Raw genomic sequence first — 24,528 nt, 5'->3', positions numbered from 1 at the left:
GAAGTGGACCAAACACAGCGGATCAGTTCAACTGGTTGCGGTTCAAGACCGTTTCTCGTTTGATCAGCTTATGTGGTACGACCAGCTGTACGCCGTTTGAATCTTCATGATTCAATTGCGCCATCAGCCGTTCGGTAGCGATTTTTCCTAAGGACAACACGTTGATATCGATACTAGTCAAATACGGGTGTGTCAAAGTAGCAAAGATCGAATTATTGAAACTGATGATGGATAAGTCATCCGGGACTTTGTAGCCATACATCGTCGCTAATTGAATGATCCGCACAGCGAACAGATCATCGATCACGACGATGGCAGTTGCTTGGGATTCTTTGATCGTTTCTTCAAACGTGACGTAATCTTCCGCTTTTTCAAAGGTCAATGCTGGATAAAAGGGGAGATTTGCCAGCATCATGGCTTTTTGGTAGCCGAAAAAACGTTCGAAATACAGATTTTCATGGGTCGTATTAGTAGCAAATAAAATCTTCGTATGCCCTTGGGCGATCAGATGCTCGGTTGCTTGCTTGCCTAACAACTGGTTGTCATTATCGACAAAAACGATTTTGTCTTCATTGCTGTATGGTTGACCAATCAAGGTAAAAGGGACTTCTTTTTCGACCAGATAGTCGATGATGGGGTCTTTTTCATCGGAATAGACCAAGATAAAGCCATCTACTTGTTTTTGCAGGTGCATCCGTTCCACGTTTTTTAGTAATGTAGCAAAGTCACGGGCGGAGGCAACGGCAACCGTCATTTGATGATGGCGGGCCTCTTCATTGATGGCTTCGATCGTTTCTAAATAAAAGGGGTTTCCTAGTCGTTCTTTCGAATCAAGGGGCGGCAAGATCACGCCGATGGCACTGGATATCTGTTTGCCGAGATTTCGAGCTGCAAGATTGGGGACATAGCCCATTTCTGCCATTACTTTGCGCACTTTCTTCTTGGTATCTTCAGAAATGCTGGGATGATCGTTTACGACACGAGAAACCGTGGATGTAGCGACGCCAGCCTTTTTGGCGACATCTTTGACCGTAATGCTCACTGATTTCCCTCCTTTTTTAGCTTATAGTATCACAAAGTGTCGGCACAAGGGTAGAGCCAATCAAAAGAAAGAAGAAATGCAGACATTTCTTCTTTCAGAAGGCTTGTTTAGTTGATCGCTGTACTGATTTCGTCTTCTAAAACATAGTCTTTGCCATACACCTTGATTGGCAATGCCTCACCGCTGATTTTTTTCAAAGTCACCGTTGACTCATTGACGGAAACAAAGAGCAGACGTCCACGATAGTTGATGTGGAAGGCATAGCGGCTCCACGTTTTAGGTAAGAATGGCGCAAACCCTAAGTGGTCGTGATCGGTTTTCATTTGAGCAAAGCCTTGAACGATCGCTAACCAGCTGCCGGTCATAGAAGTGATGTGCAAGCCATCATCGGTATCATTGTTGTAATTGTCCAAATCAAGACGAGCAGTCCGCTCATACATTTCCAACGCTTTTTCTTCCATACCTAATTCCGCTGCCAAAATCGCATGAATACTTGGGGAAAGGGAAGATTCATGCACTGTCATCGGCTCATAGAAATCAAAGTTCCGTTGTTTTTCTTCTTTGCTGAATTGATCGCCGAAGAAGTAGATCCCTTGCAAAACATCGGCTTGCTTGATAAAGCAAGAGCGCAAGATATGATCCCACGACCAATTTTGGTTTAACGGCAAGTGTTTTGGATCAAGATCGGAAACGGACATCAAGTCTTTGTCTAAGAAGGTATCATGCTGGACGAACACACCAAGCTCTTGGTCTTCTGGGAAGTACATATTGTCGATGATGTCTTGCCATTTGGCTTGTTCTTCGTCTGAGATCGTGACAGTCGCTTCGTCTTTGAAGGCTTCATAGCTGGCTAAGGTATAAGCTAAGACCCAAGTAGCCATTTTATTGGTGTACCAGTTGTTATTGATATTGTTTTCGTATTCGTTTGGTCCAGTGACGCCATGGATCATGTATTTTTGCTGACGTTTTGAATAGTGGACACGATCTGCCCAGAAACGTGAAATCGCGCTTAACACTTCTAATCCTTCTTTTTTCAGGTAACTTGTATCGCCAGTATAATTCGTAAAGTTGTAGATGGCATAAGCGATGGCACCGTTTCGGTGGATTTCTTCGAAAGTGATCTCCCACTCATTGTGGCATTCGATCCCAGTGAAGGTCACCATTGGGTAAAGGGCACCTGCTAAGCCTTGTTTTTGCGCATTGATATGGGCTTGCGGCAATTGGTTGTGACGGTATTTCAACAAGTTGCGGGTCACTTCTGGTTTTGCTAATGCCAAATACAATGGGACTGCATAGGCTTCGGTATCCCAGTAAGTCGCACCGCCATATTTTTCACCAGTAAAGCCTTTCGGTCCGATGTTCAAGCGCTCGTCTTCGCCATAATAGGTTGAAAACAGTTGGAACAGGTTGAAACGAATCCCTTGTTGCGCCGCAGCATCGCCTTCAATGATCACATCGGCTAAATCCCAGCGGGCTTTCCAAGCAGCGACTTGTTCTGCACGCAACGCATCATAATCTGCTTTGTATAAAGTGCCTAATTCGGTGACTTTTGCTGGATGATCATGAGCGGGAACATCACGACTCGTAACGATCAAGACTTCTTTGATCAATGAGAAGGTGTCACCGGCTGCCCCAGAAAAGGCAAAGGTATCAGCGACGCAAAGTTCGCTTTTCACGGAATCAATCGGTGTTTGGCTATGACGCATAGCAGAAGTGACAGTAAAGCGTTCAATGTCAAAATTATTTTCTACGGTCCGAGTCGTCAAGTAATGGAAGGTTTCGGTTTGGCCATGAGCTAATTCTTCCCAGAAACGTTCGTCGTAGTTGCTGTCTTCGTTATGGACGTTGTTATCTAGTTTAGAAATGACTTTGATCTCAGCGTCGCCTTCAATGATCTCAGCATCCATCTTAATGAGGGCAAGTTCACGTTTTACGATGCTCAAGAAGCGTTCAAAAGAGAATTTAACCGTTGCACCTGCTAAAGTCACAGTATAGTTGCGGCGTAAAATCCCAGTTTCCATGTCTAGTTCTAAATGGAAATCACTTGGGCTGATTTTTGCTAAGTCGACTAATTGGTCATTGATAAATAGGTCCATTGCAATAAAGTTGACCGCATTGATCACTTTGCCAAAATAGTCAGGATAGCCGTTTTTCCACCAGCCAACACGGGTTTTGTCTGGGTACCAGACACCTGCGATATAGGTACCTAAGTGATGATCGCCGCTGTATTGTTCTTCAAAGTTGCCGCGCATTCCCATGTAGCCATTCCCGATACTTGTTAGCGACTCTTGCAGTCGACGATTTTCTTTATCTAAGGTAGATGTCGCGATTTTCCATGGATCGATCTCGAACAATCGTTGGATTTTTTTCATGAAAGTCCCTCCAGAATCTTTTTGATATCTCTATCATAAGCGCAAACGATTGCATCGTCAAGTGAAAGTTGTTGCGTTTAAAGAATTTCCTATTAGGAAACATCGAGAAAGAAAGATTCAGTTATATAAAGGTGGAAAAGCGAATAGAATCCCTTTTGATATTTCTGGGTTTACAAAATCTTTTTTCTCCGTTAGAATGAAATTATTAAGAAACCGATTGCGTAAATCGATTCAGGGAAGGAAGAAGGAAGATGAAAAAATTATTGAGCTTCGAATTTTGGCAAAAATTCGGAAAAGCGCTAATGGTGGTTGTCGCTGTTATGCCAGCCGCTGGTTTGATGATCAGTATTGGGAAAACGATCCCAATGATCAATGCCGACTGGGCATTCTTGATCACCACAGGAGGCGTCATTGAAAACATTGGTTGGGCAATTATTGGTAACCTGCATTTATTATTTGCATTAGCTATTGGTGGTAGTTGGGCTAAAGAGCGAGCTGGTGGGGCATTTGCTGCCGGGATCGCCTTTATTTTGATCAACCGGATCACTGGTTCGATCTTTGGCGTGACGAGCGCGATGTTAACCGAAGAAGGCGCCTTTACCCATACGTTGTTTGGGACAAAGATCATGATCGACGGTTTCTTTACTAGTGTATTAGAAGCACCTGCTTTGAACATGGGCGTCTTTGTCGGGATCATCGCCGGTTTTGTGGGGGCAACAGCTTACAACAAATACTATAATTTCCGCAAATTACCGGATGCGCTTTCCTTCTTTAACGGCAAACGCTTTGTTCCTTTCGTGGTGATTGCCCGTTCAGTAGTCGTCGCATTAGTGTTATCAATCGTTTGGCCTTACATTCAAGCCGGCATCAACAACTTCGGTTTATGGATCGCGCAATCACAAGAAAGTGCGCCCGTTTTAGCACCTTTCTTGTTTGGAACCTTGGAGCGGCTGCTCTTACCATTCGGGCTGCATCATATGTTGACGATCCCGATCAACTACACCGAATTAGGTGGAACCTACACAATTCTTTCTGGGGCACAAGCCGGCACCCAAGTCTTTGGACAAGACCCATTATGGCTTGCTTGGGCAACAGATCTAGTGAATATGCGCAATGCTGGCGATACGTCACAATATCAATTTTTATTGGAAAACTTTGTTCCTGCCCGCTTTAAAGTTGGACAAATGATTGGTTCATCTGGGATCTTGATGGGCTTGTCTTATGCCATGTACCGCAATGTCGATGCGGACAAACGGCACAAATATACCTCTATGTATTTATCAGCTGCCATCGCTGTCTTCTTGACAGGGGTAACAGAACCGTTGGAGTTCATGTTTATGTTTGCTGCCGTACCGCTTTACATCGTTTATGCAGTCGTACAAGGGGCGGCGTTTGCGATGGCGGATATCGTCAACTTACGGGTCCATTCTTTTGGGAATATCGAGTTGTTGACCCGTACCCCAATGGCGATCAATGCCGGCTTAGGACAAGATTTGATCAACTTTGTGTTAGTGACCATCGTCTTTGGTGTCGGGATGTATTTCTTGGCAAACTTCTTGATCAAAAAATTCAACTTTGCAACACCAGGTAGAAACGGCAACTATGAAACAGAAGGGGCCAGCGATGCGCCAGCAACTGCTTCGGCGGATGGCAACTTGAACCCAGATTCGCAAGTCGTGAAAATCATTCATTTATTAGGGGGACGTGAAAATATCTCCGACGTTGATGCATGTATGACCCGTTTACGAGTTTCTGTGAAAAATCGGGAAGCGGTCGGCGATGAAAAAGCGTGGAAAGCCGCAGGGGCGTTAGGCTTGATCGTAAAAGACAACGGTGTGCAAGCAGTCTATGGACCGAAAGCAGATGTCTTAAAATCAGACATTCAAGATATCTTAGATTCTGGTGTCACGATTCCCGAACCGACTGCTAGTCAAGCACCAGCTGAAACCACTACCCATCAAAGCCAAGGCGTGACAGCTGAACTAGCTGCCGTTGCCACTGGAGAAGTGATGCCGATCACCTCTGTCAAAGACCAAGTGTTTGCGGAAAAAATGATGGGTGACGGTTATGGCGTGCGTCCAGAGCAGACGACAGTTGTCGCACCAATCAGCGGGAAAGTCACCAACATCTTCCCAACGAAACATGCGATCGGCTTGCTTTCTGATGAAGGCATCGAAGTATTGGTTCACATGGGCTTAGATACCGTTGACTTAAACGGTGCACCCTTTACGGTAGCTGTCACTGAAGGACAACAAGTGGCGGTCGGTGACAAGTTAGCGGAGATGAATCTCGCTGCAGTAAGTGCTGCTGGCAAAGACACCACCATCGTTGTAGTGTTGACCAACAGCGATCAAATCGATTCCTTTGAATTGACCCAAATCGGCAAGCAACAAGCAGCCGCAGTTGTTGGAATCGTAAAACTATAATAAAATGACAAGCGGGTCGACTCTTTTGTTGACCCGCTCTCTTTTATTTTTAAAAGGAATCGTACAAGCAAACCGAGAGAAGGAGCCTTATTCATGAAGGTATTAACATTGAACACCCATAGCTGGTTAGAAGAAAATCAGCTAGAAAAATGCAAAATGATCGCACAAGAGATTGCAACAGGCGACTATGACATCATCGCCTTGCAAGAAGTCAACCAAACGATCGCTGCTCAAACCATCGTTCCTGATGGGCTTTATTGCCCGACAGATACGCTGGTGGAAATCAAGGAGGACAATTTTGCTTTACGCCTAGTGGAAGAACTGCAACTGTTAGACTGTGACTACTATTGGTCATGGACCTACAGTCACGTAGGCTATGACATTTACCACGAAGGCAATGCCTTATTGTCCAAACAGCCCATCATTGCCAAAGAATATCTGGCTTCACAAGCCACGGATGTCTGGGATCATACCACGCGCAAAAACCTGAGCGGCGTGACTGAAGCCGATGGGCAGATCGTACAAGTCGTTAGTTGTCACTTTTCTTGGTGGCAAGACGGTAAATTTGCCTACGAGTGGCAACAGACAGAAGCATTTTTAGCAGAACGGGCAGATACCTTATTGATCTTAGGAGATTTCAACAACGATGCGGCCAGTTCTGGTCATCAACTCGTCCTTGACAGCTCCTTACAGCTGCAAGACAGCTTTTTAACGGCTGCTGAAACGACCGGGGAAGCCTCTGTCGTTAAAGCCATTGATGGTTGGCAAGACAATCGAGAAGCATTGCGGATTGATTATGTTTTTGCATCTAATGACCTGCAAGCAACGGAATATGAAGTCGTTTTTGACGGAACGCGTACTCCAATCGTCAGCGATCACTTTGGAATCAAAGTGGTTTTTGCTTCAAAAACAGATCCAAACTAACATGAGCGACAGCAAAAAGCAGTGCCGGTTGGCACTGCTTTTCTTTTTGGGGAAGTTAAATCGCTGAACGAACAAGGAGGAAAAATAATAAACTCAATAAAAGAATGAATGCTAATGCCCCATAGGTAAAACTCTTTTCGCCCCACGTTGCGGTTTCCTCCTGACTCGAAAGACTTCTTCTTGTAAAAAAGACGAGTCCTGCGCCGATGACATTCGCTGTCAGCAACTGTTGAAAGAAAATCAGAAATAAATACTGTCCCAAAAGGCCTTTTTTACTCATGGAAAACCGTTGAATAAAGTACAGGCAAGCCCCTTGCAGCAAAAGGAGACTACTTAACAAGACCCCTAAAGCGGCTAACGGTTGCGAGCTAAGGTACTGGGCAAAGGTCATCCCATGGTTGAAGGCAGTCAAGGAAAGATAAAGATAGTAAGCACCGGCGATCAAAAGCCAATAACTCAGTAAAATCAATGGAAACGCCCATTTTCGTTTAGTCATGGTTGCCCTCCTGTAAAGTGAATAGTCCATAGGAACGGATCAAATAATCAATCAAGCAGCTCAGTCCAATCAAAGACTGGCTAGGGATTTTCTTGCGACCGATTTGAAAAAAATCGCAATAATAGGTCAGGTGAAACGTTGAATGGCGAGCAAAATAATTATCTCCTGGCGCACTCAATGTCAAAACGGGAATCTGACGAATCGCAAAAGTCGTCAGATTCTCTTTGACGTTTTCTGTTTCGCCGCTGAGTGAGGCGATGATCACACAATCTTCGGCAGTGATCATCGGCATGACCATATCAAATTCCGTTTTGTTCGGCAATACGATCACTCGTTTTTCCATAGAAAGCATCATTTTGGAAAACTCCTCCAGTGCTTTCTTTTGGGAAAACCCAGTTGGGTAGCAGTAGATGGTTTTGCTGCGGTCAAACAAGCGGTTGAGGGCAGCTAAGTCTACTGTTTTTACATAGTTTAGGGTGGCGAAAATATCCTCTTGTTGCTTTTCAAAAATCGTTTTTTGCTGCGAAATCGTTGTTGCCTGTTCTTGCTGATGCCGTAGAAAATATTTGAACTCGGAATAGCCAGAAAAACCAAGTTTTTTCGTCAACCGTAAAATAGAAGACTTTGAGACGTGAACCTGCTCGGATAGCTCGACGATCCCCATAGATAGAACGGTATCGCCGTGGGAAAGAATATAGTTCAGAATGCCACGATCAAGTTCACTTAACTCTGCTTGGTGCTGTTGAATCAAATACTGTAATTTCACAAAAACCCCTCCTTATTGATTAAGTATAGCTGAAAAGCCAGGAGGGGAGGCGAAGAACGCTGGCTAGTGTAATTCTGGCCAAAAGGCTTGATTTGCTTCGATCAATTCATCGAGTAATTCTTTGGCTACACGGGCATTTGGGACCACTTTTGAAAGAATCAGTGCTTGCCACAGCTTCTGGTAAGAACCCTCTGCCCAAGCTTCCACGACTAATTTTTCTACGGCGACTTGTTGTTCCATCAATCCTTTTTGGAAGCGAGGGATCTTGCCTTGTGTGATTGGTTCTGCCCCGTTACTGCCGACGATACAAGGCACTTCCACCATTGCCTGTTCATCAAAGTTGACGATCGCTCCTTCGTTAGGCACGATCAACAGCATTCGTTCTTGCGTGTTATAAGCAATCGCTCGTGCAAGGTCAACAATGTAGCTGGCGTGTTCATCCACTTCAAGCGTGGTGTCAGTCGCTGTCTGGTTTTCTACGATGCGTTGGCATTCACCAAAGACGTGTTTTTCGCGGCCAGCCATGACTTCATTTGCCCGTGTAAAAGATGGGTTGGTGTGCGCCACTTCATCTTGAGGGAAAAAGTAATACTTCAAGTAGGTATTTGGCAAAGTGGATGGATCAACCTCGTACACTTCTTTTGCTTTGGCAAAGGTGTGCATCCAGCTGGCATCAGCATGTTGGCTCGCTTCGATTTCTTCTGGCAATGAATAGCCGTATTTTGCTACATGCGCTTGGATCTGCGGCAGCAAGTCATTGCCAGCTTTGTCTCGTATATCTGTCCACCAGCCAAAGTGATTCAAGCCATAATAGCGAACGACCAATTCTTTGCGAGAAGCTAAACCGATCGCTTGCGCCATCCGTTCTTCGATTCCCACTGGCATATCACAAATATTAATGATCTTAGCATCAGGGCGCAATTTACGAGTCGCTTCTGCGACGATCGCTGCAGGATTGGAATAATTCAACATCCACGCATCAGGGGAATATTTTTCCATATAATCGACTAACTCCAATACACCGCCGATAGAACGCATCCCATAAGCGATCCCGCCAGGACCACAAGTTTCTTGGCCGACCACACCATATTTCAAAGGGATTTTTTCATCCTTTTCGCGCATCGCATACAAGCCAACTCGGATATGCGCCATCACAAAATCGACATCCTGAAACGCGGTTTCGGGATCAGTGGTTGCTAAAAAGCTGATTTCGGGTGCGCGTTCTTTCAATAAAATCTCGCAAGCTTGTGCCACTTTTTCTTGTCGTTCTTCCAAATTGTCGTAAAACTTGATTTGGCGAATCGGGAAACGATCCAAGTGTTCTAAAAGCATCAAGACGATTCCAGGGGTAAAGGTACTGCCGCCTCCAGCGATCACGATTGAAAATTTTTTCATTTTTGTTTCCTCCTTAGTCTGATACAGCTAATAATTTTTCGAATTGTTCTCTCACTTGTGGCACATCCAGGCCAACGATCACTTGGAAGGCGTTGCCGTTGCGAACGACGCCATGGGCACCAGCGCCTTTAAAGATGTCATCTGGCAGCACTTGGTCTTGATCTTTGACGGTGATTCTTAGGCGAGTGGCACAATTAGTGACTTTATCGATATTGTCGCGACCGCCAAACCCTTCTAAGTAGACTGCGGCTTGTTCGGTGTAGCGATTGGCACCGGCAATCACTGGAGTTCCAGTGTTGGCTTGTTTTTCTTTGTAATCTTTTTTGGTGTATAGTTTGACTTCGCTATTGTTTTCTTCCCGTCCTGGTGTGGCTAACTTAAATTTGAGGATCAAGAAGCGGAAAACAAGGAAATAAAGCGCAGTAAAGGCTAACCCAATCACCAACTGCGTGAAGATCATACTGCGATGATTTTGAAATAGCGGAATCCAGACCTTCGCTAACAGATCGATCAAGCCGCCCCCCATATCTCCAACGACCCCGAAGGCAAACATCGTTGCCGCCATGGTCGCTGCTAAAACAGCGTGCACCGCAAAGAGGGGTGGTGAGATAAAGAGGAAGGTGAATTCCAATGGCTCAGTGATACCAGCTAAAACGGCAGTTAAAGTGGCAGGGATCAAAATCGCTAATACTTTCTTTTTATTCTCAGGCTTGGCTGTGAAATAAAAAGCAGCAGCGATCCCCGGTGCAGCAAAGATCTTAGAATTGCCATGTAAAGCAAAGCCCCCTTCAGGGAAAAGCTCTTTCAATGGTCTGGTGGATTGGGCAAATTCTTGTAAATGTGCCATCCAGTATTTGGAGATTCCTTCTTCGACGACAGCAGGACCAAAAACAAAGGGGGTATACACGAAATGATGGAGACCTGTGGGGATCAATATTCGCTCTAAGAAAGTATAGAGCCAGACCCCAAAGACCCCAGCACTTGCTAGAAACCCTTGCATGGACCCAATGCCAGCTTGGACTTTCGGCCAAATCAATGCAATCAAGAAAGCGACTGGCAACATCAAAAAGAATCCAAGGATCACGACAAAGGAAGAGCCTTGGAAGATTCCGAGAAAATCAGGCAGCTTCGTATCGAAAAACTTGTTGTGAAGATAGACGACGATCGCCGAAATAAAAATTGCTCCGATAATACCAGTATCTAATGTTTTGATGCCGGCGATCATTTTCAAGCCACTCTCACCGCCGGGATCAGCTGCAAAGTTGACACCGAAGAAGTGACCAAAGTACTCGATCATGCCAGAAATAAAATAATTACAAGTAATATAGACGACAAAGGCTTCCATTGCCGCTCGCGCATTGGCTTTTTTTGCGAGACCGATCGGTAATCCAATAACAAATAGTAATTCCATTTGGTTGAAGACCGTCCATGCACCGTTTTCAATGATCGTCCAAATGTTGAACCAAGTAGAGCCTTCAGTGGCGATGCTCCCCACAAGCATCGGATTTTTAAAGATAATACACAGCGCGACCATGATCCCCGAAAATGAAAACAAGAGGACCGGGGTAAACATCGCACCGCCAAACCGCTGAACTTTTTCCATCATAATTTCTTAACATCTCCTTTCAATTTTTACTACAATCTCAGTATAGAAAAGAAAGATAGCGGTTACAATAAAGTGAGGCGGCATAGGAACGTAGAAGCAAACAAAGAGAAAAGGTAGCAACTGCGGGGAAATTTCCCATAAAAAAACAAACCTGCGAAAAACAGGTTTGTTTGCTAAGTACGTGTATTTAAATTTCGACGTTGCCATAACGATTGGCAAGGGCGGTGCGGATCAAGCGCTCTGCCAAATGCTCATTTCTTGCGAGAAGCGGTCCGTGGAAGTAAGAGCCGAACACATTGCGGTAAACCACACCTTCGGTTTGGTCTTCGCCATTGTTTCCTTGTCCTTGGATGACTTTCCCCAATGGTTTTTCCCCTTTACCTAAGAAAGTACGGCCATTATGGTTTTCAAAGCCATAATAGGTCTCATCGAATTCTTCATTGTGGATCACGATGTCACCGATGAACCGGTTGTTTTCTTGGCTTAAGGTGTAATGATCCAAGGCACCGATCCCCTTGATTTTCTCGCCGTTGGCACCGATGTAGTAATGACCCAGCAATTGATAGCCGCCGCAAATTGCCAGCATCACGCCATCATTTTCGATATAGCTGGTCAGGGCTTCTTTTTTTGATTGGATATCTTGTGAAACGATCACTTGTTCAAAATCTTGTCCGCCACCGAAGAAGACGAGATCATATTTTTCAGGATCGAAGGGCTCGTGAATGCTGACGACTTCTGCGTTGAAGGTCACGCCTAGTTTTTCGGCCACGTAGCGCAACATCAAGAGATTGCCGTTGTCGCCGTAAGTATTCAAAAGATTTCCATACAAGTGGGCAACATTCAGTTGATACTTAGTCACGACTCATTCCTCCTTTGATATAGCCTTTTTCCGCAAGCTTTTTGCGTAGCTGCAGGACTGCAGTGTAAGTCGCTAAAATATAGACTTTTTCTGTTGGTAAGTCTGCAATTTGCTTGATGACGTCATCAAGTTCAGGGGTTTCAATGATTTTCTCTTCAGGGATCCCCGCAACTTTTAACCGCAACGCCATATCTTTGTGACGATCACCACCAGCGATCACTTGAGGAATCCCCATATCGGCAAACGCTTCATGGTCGCCATCCCAAATCCAGCTGACGTCGATCCCATCTGCGTAGTTGGCATTCAACAAGCTGACTAGTGAGAAAGGATAGGGCGACAGGCCGATCATATCGATGACTTGGTTCAAACCAACAGGGTTTTTAACTAAAACTAACGTACATTCTTTGTCCCCGATGCGGATCGCTTCTTGGCGGCCAAAGACTTTTTCGTCATAGGCCAAACCAGATTTGATTTTTGCAGGTGCTACGCCATAATATTCCGCAACCGCAGTTGCCGCCAGCGCATTGTAGACATTGTACATCCCACCAACTTCGATGCGATAGTCATTGCCATCGATCACAAAATCAGCAGAGGTGTTGTCCATTGCAGTCATTTCCGTCAGTTTATAATCCAATTCTGGTCGATGGAAGCCGCAATTTGGGCAGTAGTATTTCCCAAGATTGGCATAGGTGATCATTCTATAATGCAAAATGTGATGACACTCAGGACACAACACGCCATCCGTATTGTAATGGGCCATCTGCTCTTCATCTGGCAAATGATCAAATCCATAGTATTTCCGCGGATTGACAGTTGCCACCGAATTGAACAGTGGCGAATCCCCATTGCAGAGGATCGTTGCTTCCGGTGAGTTTGCGGCACCTTCAACGATCATTTTATAGGTCGTATAGATCTCGCCATAACGGTCCATTTGATCGCGGAAAATATTGGTGAAAACGAACAATTCCGGTTTGATGTACTTCGTTACTTTGCTGAGACTGGCTTCATCGATTTCTAAAACCGCAAATTTTTTGCCTTTTTTAGGGCGTGCCGATAGAAAGGTTGAAACGATCCCTTGGACCATATTGGCACCGGTGGGGTTCGTTAATACTTCATCAAATTCTTGGCGCAAAATATTGACAGTCAAGGCAGTCGTCAATGTTTTGCCGTTGGTGCCTGTAATCACGACGACTTGGTAATCTTTCGCCAAATGATCTAATATATGTGGATCAACTTTTAATGCTAATTTACCAGGCAGGCTTGAGCCACCTTTGAAAAAGTTCTTTAATACCCATTGAGAGGTCTTACCGACTGAAACAGCCAGATGACTTCGTATTCCCATAATGTAACCCTCCATTAGAGCGAATGCTTTCGTTGTGCAAATTCAATTTATCATACCATATACCAAGAAAAAGGTTAAATTGCTTTTGCGATTCTTTAAATTTCTACAAAGACCATTCTGATAAATGGCTCTTTTACTTGCGATGATCAAAGGCTTGAAAAGCAAAACAGCAAACCTTCTGCCAGGTTTGCTGTTTTAACCGATAATGATTTTTTCCGTTGGGTACTCGTAGCCTAAGTCACGTGTTTCTTTTGGTACGAATAACATCAAGGTGTACAGCATACCGACACGGCCGATAAACATCAAAAGAGCAATCACGAGTTTGCCGATGGTTGATAAATCGCCCGTGATTCCTAAAGAAAGCCCTGTGGTTCCAAAGGCCGAGGAAACTTCAACAATGATGGCGATCAAAGGGATATCCTCGATGGCGGTCAAGAATAAGACACAAAAGAAGCACATGCCCATCGAAAGCATGAAGACCACCACTGATTTACGGACGTCATCTTGATCGATCCGGCGACCGAAGATATTGATATTGTCCTCACTTTTCAAGAAGGCATAGAGGTACAGCCCAATGATGGCAATGGTCGTCGTCCGAATCCCCCCACCAACAGAGCTGGGACTACAACCAATAAACATCAGCAAGGAGAAAACGATCAACGTCGTGGTTTGGAAGTTGCCTAAGTCATGGATCTGCAGGCCAGCATTCCGCGTTGTCATGGAATAAAACATGCTGTTCATCCACATACCACTAAAGCTGTAATCTTTGAATAAATAATCTTTCTCAAGGAAAAAGATCGCTAATGTACCGCCGACAAAGAGGATCACGAAAGCCAAAACAGCAATTTTTGTGAATAAAGAAAAGCGAAACGGCAAGCGGCGGCGTTGTTTTTTCATTTTAAAAAGGACCCATTCCCGAAAGTCCATGATCACTGGAAATCCGATCCCCCCGATAAAAATCAAAATCATGATACACGTCAGGAAGAAATAATCATGGGAAAACGGCAAGATGGAATTGCCCGTCACATCAAACCCTGAGTTGGTCACAGCAGAGATCGCTTGATAAAACCCATAAAAGATCGCGTCACGCCAATTGTCATAATACCCGTAAAGATGAAAATAAACAGCGAAGATCGTACCTGCTACCAACTGACAAACTAAAATGATGGTAAACGTCGTTCGAATCATCCGAACGATCCCGCTAAGCTTTGGCTGGTTCATATCTGTCATGATCAATTGGCGCTGCTTTAAACTGATTTTGCGCCGTGAAACGATCGCAAAAAAGGTCGAGATCATCATGATCCCTAAACCACCAACTTGAAAGAGGACTTCCAATAAAATGACCCCGCGGTCGTTAAATACGTCATTGATCGGGAAGGTAGTCAACCCTGTGACACTGACCGTGCTGACCGCCATAAAGAACAGATCGATAAACGCGACATGAGAGCCCGGTTCCCGAAAGAAGGGAAGTGAAAAAAGCCCCAAAGAGACCACCGTCATCACGATATAATAAAAAACAATCACTTGGATTGAAGATACATTCTGGGAAATAAACGTCTTGCTCCTGCGCTGCGTCAAGCGAGCAAAGCGGGTAAAGTTCATAACAAAAACCCCTCACTAATTAAACTATCCCCAGTATACCAAAGAACCAAGTAGATTTGAAAGAAAGCAGGATAGAATTTATGTGGGGCAGAAATTGCGCAAGGAAACGTTTCTGGAGTGATTCTTTTCATTCGGGCAAAGGAGCCGCCAATCAATCCTTGTGTTTGGCAGCGATGGTCTGCCTTTGAATGATCTTCAATCATTGTAAGGATTTTTGAAAAGGTAGGCACGATTGAATGGTGTAAAGCAGTAGTCTCTTTTTTGAGAGGCACTATCCCTTCAATCGATTTTTTAGCAAGAAAAAGGATGCGGAAGTTGTATATACATGTTAAAATAATAATGTGAGAAAAACGCTTTCTTTAATAAAGAAAGCCAGAATGGAGAGAAGTAGATGAATGCCAACCCTTATGATATCAAGTTAGTAGCTGTCGATATGGATGGAACCTTTATGCGCACGGATTATACGTATGATGTTCCCCGCTTCAAGGCCATGTTGGCCCGCATGAAAGCAGTCGGCTGTCAGTTTGTCGTTGCCAGCGGCAATCAGTATTACCAGTTGCGGGCTCAATTTCCCGGCTATGATCACGAGCTGAGTTTTGTTGCAGAAAACGGAGCACTTGTCAAAGACAAAGAAACAGTGCTTTTTGCAGCGGACATTCCCCGAGAAACGGTTTTCGCAACCTTAGATTTATGTAAAAAATACCCCGAAGTTAAAAATGTAATGTGTGGGCTCAATAGTGCTTATTGTGAACGGGGAACGGTCAGTGATGCTTTTTTTGAATTAACAAATAAGTATTACCACAAATTGCAATGGGTCGATGACTTTGCCCAAGTAGAGGACACGATCCTGAAATTTGCCCCAACCGTTCCTGTCGAAAAAACGGCCTATTATTCGGAACTATTTCAAAAAGAACTAGCTGGTTTGCTAGTGCCAACAGGCAGTGGGCATGGTTCCGTGGATCTGATCGTGCCTAACTGCCACAAAGCATCAGGATTGGCACGCTTGGTAGAGCGATGGGGGATCACTCCTGAGCAATGTGTCGCTTTTGGCGATGGCGGCAATGATTTGGAAATGTTAGCCTATTGCCAGAGAGGCTATGCGATGGACAATGCGCCAGAAAACGTCAAAGCCGTTGCCACCGCCGTCTGTCCCTCAAATGATGAGGATGGAGTATTAGTCACATTGGATCAGCTGTTCCCGATGGTCTAGGCGTTCTTTAAGATTCTTAAAAATAGGTAAGTATTCCGATCAATTTTCACGATTTCAGAAGAAAACGCTGGCAATTTATGAGAAGATAAAAGAAATAAAAGATAACAGCGACGATCCGCACGGAACAATAGAGAGAAAAGCGCATCAATTTTTTTGAAAATCGAGACGGAAATGGGGAAGATCATGAAGAACGTGAAAATTATTTTTTTTGATGTTGATGGCACACTGATCGACATGAGCAAAAAGCAAATCTCTAAAAGAATGTTAGCCACATTAAAAGCCTTGAAGAAGCAAGGGATCCTGTTGTGCATTGCGACTGGCAGAAGTCCCATCGCGTTGCCGCAATTTGAAGGCGTGACCTTCGATGCGTTTTTGACCTTTAACGGATCGTATTGTTTTAATCAAGCCGAGGGGATCCACCAAAACCCCATTCCTAAAAAAGATGTTCAGCAAATCATAGAAAATGCGACGGCGCTCAAGCGTCCAGTAGCAATCGCAACGAAGGATCGTACCGTTGCCAATGGCAAAGATGCTGATTTAGTTGAGTATTTTTCCTTTGCTCATCAAGAAGTGATCGTGGCAGAAGATTTTGAAGAGTTGATCCAACAGCAAGACATTTTCCAAGTGATGTTAGGTTCAGGGAAAGAAGACTACGCCAAAGTGATGGCAAATACTACAGAGGCGAAAATCACCGCCTGGTGGGATCGGGCAGTCGATATTATTCCAGCCAGCAGCGGGAAAGGAAGCGGCATTGCCAAAATGCTGGCTTACTATGGCTTGGATAAATCCGAAGCCATTGCCTTTGGGGATGGCAACAATGACATTGAGATGCTGGAGGCAGTTGGTTGGGGTCTAGCAATGGCCAATGCTTCGGATGAGTTAAAAGCGATCGCTGACGAAGTGATTGGTCACGTAGCCGAGGAAGGTATTTATCAATACTGCTTAGAAAACGGGTTGCTGGGTGAAGCCGTGCAGTGATGGGCAATGCGTCAGTTGCTGTTGCCCGCTAAGAACATGCGCAGCCAGGATCGCTACTGCGTGTCAGTTTGATCAAATAAAAAAACTGTTTCCGAAATGCATTAGGGAAACAGTTTTTTATTGATATAAAGTTGTTTAGCAATTTGTACGGTTTACAGCGCCTCTACTGCTTCGATCGCCTGATAGACTTTTTCGGGTGTGATCGCAGGATCGATCAAAATAAAGGTTTCTTCTTCCTTGACAGCATAGGTCAGAACCGAGGCGAAGTAATCACGATCAAGGCGTGTCACGTGGAGATCCTTCAGCTTCATCGGCAAGTGCAAAGCTTCGTAAAACGGCCGTAATTCTTCAATCACATCAAAATCATTGGTATAGGCAAGCTGGACCCAAATGCAGTAGGCGACTTTATTGCCGTGCAAGACACTATGGGTCTCATTCAAATAAGACAAGCCGTCATGCAGCGCATGCGCACCGGACGTGCGGCCAAACTCTACTGCAAAACCGCCAACTTCGCCTGCCAAAGCAATGATCGCGTCGGTGATGCGGGCAAAGGCGGGTGTCAGCTGCCCAGCTTCTAGGTCTTTGACAGCTTGGATCGCATCGGCAATCAGCAAGTTTTTGATCAAAAGAGCGCTTTGGAAACCTAGCCGTACTAAGGCAGTCTTGTCGTCTTCTGCCATGTTGCGGACGATGGCTTCCATTTCATAATATTTGGCTAAGGTATCAGCGATCCCTGCGATAAAGTAATCAACAGGTGTGGCTAGTAAAAAACGGGTGTCGACGATCGTCATGTAGGCACCTTTTTTGGCATAGTCGATTTTACAAATCGTATGATCGGGGTAATAGGCGACGATCACCGGGGTAAAGGGCGCACAGTTGGAAACCAATGTAGGGATCACGATCAGCTCTGCGCCAAGGGTTTGAGCGGTGATTTTTGCTGTATCAGCGACCTTGCCGCCGCCGATTGCCACCACGGCATCTGCTTGCTGGATCGCTTCAGCTAAGGTTTGCGCATTTTCATAACTCGATGATCCATCGTAGCGGTAGATCGGGTAGTCAAATGAATGAGGGTAATAGTTCGAAAACACATCGAATGACTGCTCCCCAGTAATTACTGCTACCTCTTGGAACTCTCGTAAATACTCCGGCAAATCAGTTAAGACCCCATCGCCCGTAATATAACGGTTTGGACCTGGACGGACTTCATTAGCTAACATCAAACAAACACTCCTTTATAATCGTCAGAATTTTCTAATCAGTGTAGCGCGAAAATGCCCTGACTGTCAATTTCCTTTTTGGGAAAAAACAGAAAACAGCCGATCTGCTGACGAGGCAGATCGGCTGTTAGTGATGAATTGTAAGGAACGTTCCCCAAAATGTTAAGCCCAGTTTTGGCGAATAAAGCCGGCTCGACCGGAGCCTTCGCTATAAGCATTGTAATGGGCTGCATTTTTTTTGTAAAAATCTTGATGATAATCTTCTGCAGGATAAAAAGGTTCTGCTGGTTCGATCTTCGTTACGATCGGACGGTCAAAGCGGCCGCTAGCTTGCAACTGCGCCTTTGATTTTTCCGCAATCGCTTTTTGTTCTTCACTATTGTAAAAAATCACTGGACGATAGGAATCACCACGGTCGGCAAACTGACCAAACGCATCCGTGGGGTCTGTCTGCTGCCAATAGATGGCAACTAATTCTTCATAAGAGATGACTTCAGGATCAAAGGTGATTTCAACTGCTTCGGTGTGACCGGTGGTACCTGTCGTTACTTGTTGGTAGGTTGGGTTAGGGACATGGCCGCCAGTAAAGCCCGAAACCACTTTGAGGATGCCTGGCTGTGAATCAAAAGGCTTCACCATGCACCAAAAACAACCACCAGCAAAAATTGCCGTATCTTTCATAGGTATTCCTCCTTTGCTTCTATGGTATGCTTCTAGTAGAGAAAAACAAGAGATATGCTTAGATAACTTACTAACGAAGAAAGGAACCGCCCATGGAAAGCATGTTAATTTTACTACGGGGGAATTCTGGCAGCGGAAAAACCACTATTGCCAAAGCTGTTCAGCACGTTTTTGGGGAAGAGGCAGTGCTGATTTCACAAGATGTTTTTCGGCGAGAAATTTTTTGTGTCAAAGATACCTCTAATAATTTAGCCAGCGGTTTGATGAAAGAAGCTGTCCTATATGCGAAGGGGAAAGTGCCGATGATACTTGTTGAGGGGATTTATTCTCGTGAAAAATACCAAGACTTTCTCGACTTTCTAATGAAACTCTTTCCCCAAAAAAAGCTAGTTTATTATTTTGATCTTTCTTTCGAGGAAACGGTCAAAAGACATCAGACCCGAATGCAGCGAGACTATTTTTCCGAGGAGGCGATGCGTAAATGGTGGCTTGAGCGAGACTTGCTTTTCCCAAAAGGATCTTCAGAGGAAAGACTGATCAAAGAAGGCCTAACGATAGCAGAAACGGTCGATCAGATCATCGCAGATTATCAAGAAACAAGAAGGAGTGATTGAATATGGCGCGAATCATTGAACAAGGAACAGACCAAGAATTGGCTGCGTTAGAAGCAGCATTAACAGCATACACAAAGCATCAAAAACCATTTACACAAACAGAGACCTATCAGAACTTTAGCAGTGTAATCAAAAAAGAGGGTGTGGTGATTGCTGGCGGTATTGCCTACGCCTCAATGTATCATATCGGCTATCTTGACACCCTGTGGGTCAAAGCATCCGAGCGGGGAAAAGGGTATGGCAAGCAGATTCTTACGGATCTTGAACAGCAGTTGAAAGCATTTGGCTGTGAAAATTGCCAGACGGCGACTTTTGATTTCCAAGCACCAGATTTTTATCAGCGAGTGGGCTATGAAGAAATCGGGAGAATCGCCCATACGCAAAATCAGCTAACAGAAATTTTTCTAGTAAAGAAATTACGTGATTGAATCCCAAAGAAACCGTTGAACAAGGACGAAACCAAGGAAAGAGAGGCACAAACAATGTTAGATAAATCAATTCCATATGCAGAAATCTGGATGAAGCGAGCACACAAAAGCACACCGATCCAGCCCATTCAATCCGATAACTATTCGCTACGCAGCTACCAAGCAGGAGACGAAAGGCACTGGGCACGGATCGAAACATCCGTCGGAGAGTTTGACAATGAGGAAGAGGCATTGGCGTATTTTGAAAAAGAATTTATGCCCGAGCAAGCACAGCTAGGACAGCGAATGTTTTTTGCCCTTGATCAAACAGGTACACCGGTCGGCACGGCTACCGCTTGGAAAAAAGCCAAGCAAGACGGTACACCGGTTCCGCTAGTCCATTGGGTAGCAGTAATGCCGCAAGCTCAACGTCAAGGGATCGCTCGCGGCTTGGTCACGCAAGTCGTTTCTGTCTTAGAGGCAGCCAACGAGCCGATGTATCTTCATACGCAAACGTGGAGCCACGCAGCAATCAAGCTCTACCAGCAGCTCGGTTTTGTGATCATTGCAACGGATATCAATGGGAATGAAAATCCAGAATATCCACTGGCTTGTCAAGTATTGGCAGAAGTGGCCAGAAAAGCCAGAAATGATTAAGAAGTACCGGCAGCAAAAAATCCGTTAACTTTTCGTAAAACTCTTGCGTAAAAGGCGGCGTGTGTCGAATTTAAGTCTGTAAAAATTCTCCTTTTTCAAGTATAATACCAAAGGAGTATGAGGAAGGATGGGCGAGATGGCACAGCTTTTTTTTAAATATGGCGCAATGAATAGTGGGAAAACGATCGAGATACTGAAAGTTGCTCACAACTATGAAGAACAAGACAAACCAGTCGTGATCATGACAAGTGGATTGGACACGAGAAGCGGCGTGGGAAATGTTTCGAGTCGCATCGGCTTAGAGCGAGACGCGATCCCGATTTTTGATGAAACGGATCTATTTCATTTGATCAAAGACCTCGGTTATAAACCTTATTGTATTTTGATCGACGAAGCACAGTTCCTAAAGAAGCATCACGTGCTGGCTTTCACCAAAATCGTGGATGAGTTAGGTATTCCTGTAATGGCCTTTGGCTTGAAAAATGATTTCCGCAATGAATTATTTGAAGGCTCAAAATACTTGCTGCTTTACGCAGATAAAATCGAAGAGATGAAAACCATCTGCTGGTTCTGTCATAAAAAAGCAACCATGAACTTGCACTATATCGACAGAAAACCCGTTTACGAGGGCGATCAAGTACAAATCGGCGGCAATGAAGCGTATTATCCAGTTTGCCGCAAGCATTACTTTCACCCGGGAATGAAAAAAGAAGGAGAATAATCAATGTACGATCAGTTACAAGCAATCGAAGACCGTTACGAAGAATTAGGCGAATTACTAAGTGATCCAGCCGTGATCTCTGACACCAAACGCTTCATGCAGCTTTCAAAAGAAGAAGCCAATACACGGGAAACGGTGGAAGTCTACCGCCGTTACAAAGAAGTCGTTGAAGGAATCAAGGACACTGAAGAAATGCTTGGGGAAAACCTAGATGCAGAAATGGCTGAGATGGCCAAAGAAGAACTCTCTGACTTGAAAAAAGAAAAAGACGTTTTAGAAGAACGCATCAAGATTTTGTTGTTGCCAAAAGACCCGAATGATGACAAAAACATCATCATGGAGATCCGTGGTGCAGCAGGCGGCGACGAAGCAGCCTTATTTGCTGGCGATCTTTTCAATATGTATCAAAAATATGCGGAAAACCAAGGCTGGAAAGTCGAAGTCATGGATGCCAACGTCACTGGGATCGGCGGCTACAAAGAAGTCATCATGATGATCACTGGCGACAACGTCTTTTCAAAATTGAAATATGAGAGCGGCGCCCACCGAGTGCAAAGGGTACCGTCTACCGAATCACAAGGCCGAATCCATACGTCTACGGCAACGGTCGTGGTTATGCCTGAAGCAGAAGAAGTCGAAATCGATATCGCAGACAAAGATATTCGTACCGATATTTACCATGCCTCTGGTGCCGGTGGTCAGCACGTTAACAAAACAGCTTCTGCTGTTCGTTTGACTCACTTGCCAACAGGGATCGCTGTTGCGATGCAAGATGAGCGTTCACAGCTGAAAAACCGTGAGAAAGCGATGAAAGTCTTGCGGGCACGGGTCTATGACCAAATGCAGCAAGAAGCACAAAGCGAATACGATGCAAACCGTAAATCAGCAGTGGGTACCGGCGATCGTTCTGAACGGATCCGGACCTATAACTTCCCGCAAAACCGCGTAACAGATCACCGTATCGGGTTGACTATTCAAAAATTGGATCAAATTTTAGCTGGAAAACTCGATGAAATTGTTGATGCACTGATCGTTTACGATCAAACATCAAAATTAGATGAGATGCAAAATGGCTAAAACCTATCGAGAAGTCCTTTCACGGGCTTCTTCTTTTTTAGAAACGAAAGGACTGGACGGGTATGCGATCCAATACCTGTTTTTACAGCGAAAAAACTGGCAGCAACTCGATTGGCTGCTGCAGATGGACCAACCCATCCTAAGGGAAGATGAGGCACAGATCGCAGCAGATCTTGAACAGTTGCTACAGCATGAACCCCCGCAATATTTATTGGGGTATGAAGAATTTTATGGTCATCGCTTAAAAGTGACCCCTGCAACCTTGATCCCGCGTCCAGAAACCGAAGAGCTGGTGGAAAACTGTCTGGCAAAACTACCAGCAGATCAGCCGCTACGAGTCGTTGACATTGGCACGGGTACAGGAGCGATCGCCATTGCCTTAAAATTGGCACGTCCCCAGTGGTCGGTAAGTGCCGTGGATCTTTCAGCAGAGGCGTTAGCTGTTGCTAAAGAAAATGCGACAGCTTTAGGTGCGGAGATCCGCTTTTTCCAAGGAGATACCTTGGAGCCTGTGGCAGATCAGCAATGGGATCTGATCGTTTCCAACCCGCCGTATATCAGCGCTGAAGAGTGGCCGCTGATGGATATCAGCGTACGGGAAAAAGAGCCTAAAATGGCGCTTTTTGCTCAAGAACAAGGATTGGCGATCTATAAGCAATTAGCACAGCAAGCACCGAAGTGTTTGGCACCAAGTGGGCAAATGGCGCTGGAAATCGGCTTCCAGCAAGGACAAGCTGTTCAACAGCTTTTTGCAGCCGCTTTTCCCAACAAAGAAGTTACCGTAGTAAAAGATCTTGCGGGTCAAGATCGGATGGTGTTTGTCAGTCATCCACAAGATGTGGATAAATAAATTTTTTTTGCTACAGAAAAAGTGCAAAAACCTTATGAAATGAACGACTTCTAAATAAACAGAGTTATAAACAGGGTTATCCACACTTGACAAACGACTTATCCACAAAATGTGGAAAAGAAACAAGAAAATGTTGATAAGTGTGGAAACTTCTCAAAAAAGGATGTGGATAAATTGTGGAAACAAAAATTTTTGATCAATCACAGTTAAACGAAGCAGCAGCTATTTTAGCTGAGGGGGGATTAGTGGCGTTCCCGACGGAAACCGTCTATGGACTAGGGGCTAGCGCGCTTTTGCCCAATGCTGTTGCGCAAGTATATCAAGTCAAAGGACGACCTAGTGACAACCCTTTGATCGTTCATATTGCCGAGCCAGAGCAGTTGGAACCGTTTGTGGATAACAAGCATCCCTTCGCTGATAAATTGATGGAAACTTTCTGGCCTGGGCCCTTAACCTTGATCTTTTCGATCAAAAAAGACAGTTTACCTAGTATCGTTACTGGCGGCTTATCCACAGCGGCTTTTCGGATGCCCAACAACACCAAGACGTTAGCGTTGATCAAACAAGCCCAACAGCCATTGGTTGGTCCTAGCGCGAATACATCTGGTAAACCAAGCCCAACATCAGCTGCGCATGTTCAGCATGATCTGGCAGGCAAAATCGCTGGCATCTTGGATGATGGCGTGACACAGATCGGTGTCGAATCAACGGTCTTAGATTTGAGTGACCCAACGGCGCCGCCGATCATCTTACGCCCTGGTGCGATCTCTAAAGAACAGCTTGAAGCAGTTTTACAAACAAAAGTCCTCGTCGATCAGCATTTAGTAACAGAAAGTGAAGCACCCAAAGCGCCGGGCATGAAATACAAGCACTATGCACCGAATACCAACGTCATGATGGTCAATGACCAAGATTGGTCGGCAGCCATGGCTTGGGCAAAAGAACAGCAGCTTAAGGTAGGTGTTTTAGCTGGACCGACGATCGCCGAGCAAGTCCGCTTTGAAGCGGCGGCCATTTATTTATTTTTTGATGACAGTGTGGAAGCCGCGACAAAAGGGCTGTTTGCAGGTTTACGAGCGTTAGATGAATCGATTGCTGAGCTAGATGTCTTATTTGCACCCACGTTTCCAGAAAGCGGCTTAGGGGCTGCTTATATGAATCGGTTGAAAAAAGCTGCAAATCAAAGTTTCTTTCAAGAAAATTAGCAAAAAACCAGAATTCATTATAGGTAGCTTATGAAGAAATGTGATACAATGCTACCATTAAGGTAAAGGGGTGTTGTAAGC

Annotated in this window: 22 protein-coding genes; 11 read left to right on the top strand and 11 right to left on the bottom strand. The window is 44.9% G+C overall.

Annotation, left to right across the window (positions count from 1 at the left end; all coding sequences use genetic code 11):
• Nucleotides 1-22: 22 nt before the first annotated feature.
• Complete coding sequence (locus ACIPK1_RS03885; protein ID WP_005227844.1) at nt 23-1,042, bottom strand: LacI family DNA-binding transcriptional regulator; 1,020 nt, start codon at nt 1,040-1,042, stop codon at nt 23-25.
• A 107-nt stretch (nt 1,043-1,149) separates the two neighbouring features.
• Entirely contained in the window at nt 1,150-3,414 is a 2,265-nt protein-coding gene (locus ACIPK1_RS03880) for a glycoside hydrolase family 65 protein (protein WP_301388112.1), read from the bottom strand.
• Nucleotides 3,415-3,665: 251 nt separating this feature from the next.
• On the opposite strand from ACIPK1_RS03880, the gene ACIPK1_RS03875 reads away from it, so the two are divergent.
• Nucleotides 3,666-5,840, top strand: a complete 2,175-nt coding sequence (locus tag ACIPK1_RS03875) for a PTS transporter subunit IIBC (RefSeq protein WP_400449949.1) — start codon at nt 3,666-3,668, stop codon at nt 5,838-5,840.
• A 93-nt stretch (nt 5,841-5,933) separates the two neighbouring features.
• Entirely contained in the window at nt 5,934-6,764 is an 831-nt protein-coding gene (locus ACIPK1_RS03870) for an endonuclease/exonuclease/phosphatase family protein (RefSeq protein WP_086316619.1), read from the top strand.
• 55 nt (nt 6,765-6,819) lie between these two features.
• Here the strand turns inward: ACIPK1_RS03870 and ACIPK1_RS03865 are convergent, their stop codons facing one another.
• The 7 genes from ACIPK1_RS03865 to ACIPK1_RS03835 form a co-directional block, all read right to left on the bottom strand.
• Nucleotides 6,820-7,260, bottom strand: a complete 441-nt coding sequence (locus tag ACIPK1_RS03865) for a hypothetical protein (protein ID WP_301388108.1) — start codon at nt 7,258-7,260, stop codon at nt 6,820-6,822.
• A complete protein-coding gene (locus ACIPK1_RS03860; RefSeq protein WP_016621937.1) occupies nt 7,253-8,026 on the bottom strand; it encodes a MurR/RpiR family transcriptional regulator in 774 nt (257 codons plus the stop codon). The genes ACIPK1_RS03865 and ACIPK1_RS03860 overlap by 8 nt, the downstream gene beginning before the upstream one ends.
• Before the next feature lie 63 nt (nt 8,027-8,089).
• On the bottom strand, nt 8,090-9,421 hold the full coding sequence (locus ACIPK1_RS03855) for a 6-phospho-alpha-glucosidase (protein ID WP_008379332.1): 1,332 nt from the start codon (nt 9,419-9,421) through the stop codon (nt 8,090-8,092).
• A 13-nt stretch (nt 9,422-9,434) separates the two neighbouring features.
• A complete protein-coding gene (locus ACIPK1_RS03850) occupies nt 9,435-11,027 on the bottom strand; it encodes an alpha-glucoside-specific PTS transporter subunit IIBC (RefSeq protein ID WP_005233553.1) in 1,593 nt (530 codons plus the stop codon).
• 187 nt (nt 11,028-11,214) lie between these two features.
• Complete coding sequence (locus tag ACIPK1_RS03845) at nt 11,215-11,886, bottom strand: type 1 glutamine amidotransferase (RefSeq protein WP_005233555.1); 672 nt, start codon at nt 11,884-11,886, stop codon at nt 11,215-11,217.
• Complete coding sequence (locus ACIPK1_RS03840) at nt 11,879-13,228, bottom strand: Mur ligase family protein (RefSeq protein WP_301388103.1); 1,350 nt, start codon at nt 13,226-13,228, stop codon at nt 11,879-11,881. The genes ACIPK1_RS03845 and ACIPK1_RS03840 overlap by 8 nt, the downstream gene beginning before the upstream one ends.
• Nucleotides 13,229-13,423: 195 nt before the next feature.
• A complete protein-coding gene (locus tag ACIPK1_RS03835; RefSeq protein ID WP_008379338.1) occupies nt 13,424-14,830 on the bottom strand; it encodes a TrkH family potassium uptake protein in 1,407 nt (468 codons plus the stop codon).
• Between the two features lie 391 nt (nt 14,831-15,221).
• On the opposite strand from ACIPK1_RS03835, the gene ACIPK1_RS03830 reads away from it, so the two are divergent.
• Both ACIPK1_RS03830 and ACIPK1_RS03825 read left to right on the top strand, forming a co-directional pair.
• Nucleotides 15,222-16,040 carry a Cof-type HAD-IIB family hydrolase gene (locus ACIPK1_RS03830; RefSeq protein ID WP_301388101.1) on the top strand — a complete coding sequence of 273 codons (819 nt, stop codon included), beginning with the start codon at nt 15,222-15,224 and terminating at the stop codon, nt 16,038-16,040.
• A gap of 183 nt (nt 16,041-16,223) precedes the next feature.
• A complete protein-coding gene (locus ACIPK1_RS03825; RefSeq protein ID WP_369076018.1) occupies nt 16,224-17,018 on the top strand; it encodes an HAD family hydrolase in 795 nt (264 codons plus the stop codon).
• Nucleotides 17,019-17,170: 152 nt separating this feature from the next.
• On the opposite strand, the gene ACIPK1_RS03820 is transcribed toward ACIPK1_RS03825, so the two are convergent.
• Nucleotides 17,171-18,235, bottom strand: a complete 1,065-nt coding sequence (locus tag ACIPK1_RS03820) for an iron-containing alcohol dehydrogenase family protein (protein WP_005233563.1) — start codon at nt 18,233-18,235, stop codon at nt 17,171-17,173.
• A gap of 162 nt (nt 18,236-18,397) precedes the next feature.
• Nucleotides 18,398-18,916 (bottom strand): peptide-methionine (S)-S-oxide reductase MsrA, encoded by a 519-nt coding sequence (msrA, locus tag ACIPK1_RS03815; RefSeq protein WP_016609916.1) that lies wholly within the window; start codon nt 18,914-18,916, stop codon nt 18,398-18,400.
• A gap of 92 nt (nt 18,917-19,008) precedes the next feature.
• Between msrA and ACIPK1_RS03810 the strand changes: the two genes are divergently transcribed.
• From ACIPK1_RS03810 to ACIPK1_RS03780, 7 genes are all read left to right on the top strand, one after another.
• Nucleotides 19,009-19,530, top strand: coding sequence for an AAA family ATPase (locus tag ACIPK1_RS03810; protein ID WP_244732492.1), 522 nt, complete (start codon nt 19,009-19,011; stop codon nt 19,528-19,530).
• Nucleotides 19,531-19,532: 2 nt separating this feature from the next.
• Nucleotides 19,533-19,958, top strand: coding sequence for a GNAT family N-acetyltransferase (locus ACIPK1_RS03805; RefSeq protein ID WP_244732491.1), 426 nt, complete (start codon nt 19,533-19,535; stop codon nt 19,956-19,958).
• Between the two features lie 54 nt (nt 19,959-20,012).
• Nucleotides 20,013-20,594: an N-acetyltransferase gene (locus ACIPK1_RS03800; protein WP_008379353.1), complete on the top strand. Its 582-nt coding sequence runs from the start codon at nt 20,013-20,015 to the stop codon at nt 20,592-20,594.
• A 136-nt stretch (nt 20,595-20,730) separates the two neighbouring features.
• A complete protein-coding gene (locus tag ACIPK1_RS03795) occupies nt 20,731-21,315 on the top strand; it encodes a thymidine kinase (protein WP_301388094.1) in 585 nt (194 codons plus the stop codon).
• 3 nt (nt 21,316-21,318) lie between these two features.
• A complete protein-coding gene (gene prfA / locus ACIPK1_RS03790; protein WP_005227884.1) occupies nt 21,319-22,392 on the top strand; it encodes a peptide chain release factor 1 in 1,074 nt (357 codons plus the stop codon).
• Nucleotides 22,385-23,242: a peptide chain release factor N(5)-glutamine methyltransferase gene (prmC, locus tag ACIPK1_RS03785; protein ID WP_005233577.1), complete on the top strand. Its 858-nt coding sequence runs from the start codon at nt 22,385-22,387 to the stop codon at nt 23,240-23,242. The genes prfA and prmC overlap by 8 nt, the downstream gene beginning before the upstream one ends.
• 176 nt (nt 23,243-23,418) lie before the next feature.
• Nucleotides 23,419-24,447, top strand: a complete 1,029-nt coding sequence (locus tag ACIPK1_RS03780) for an L-threonylcarbamoyladenylate synthase (RefSeq protein WP_301388091.1) — start codon at nt 23,419-23,421, stop codon at nt 24,445-24,447.
• Nucleotides 24,448-24,528: the final 81 nt, after the last annotated feature.

This window comes from Enterococcus sp. NPDC086594, from assembly GCF_044746145.1.
Taxonomy (GTDB): Bacteria; Bacillota; Bacilli; order Lactobacillales; family Enterococcaceae; genus Enterococcus_D; species Enterococcus_D entomosocium.
The sequence above is the reverse complement of the archived record's forward strand: the minus strand, read 5'-3'. Positions and strand labels throughout refer to the sequence as shown.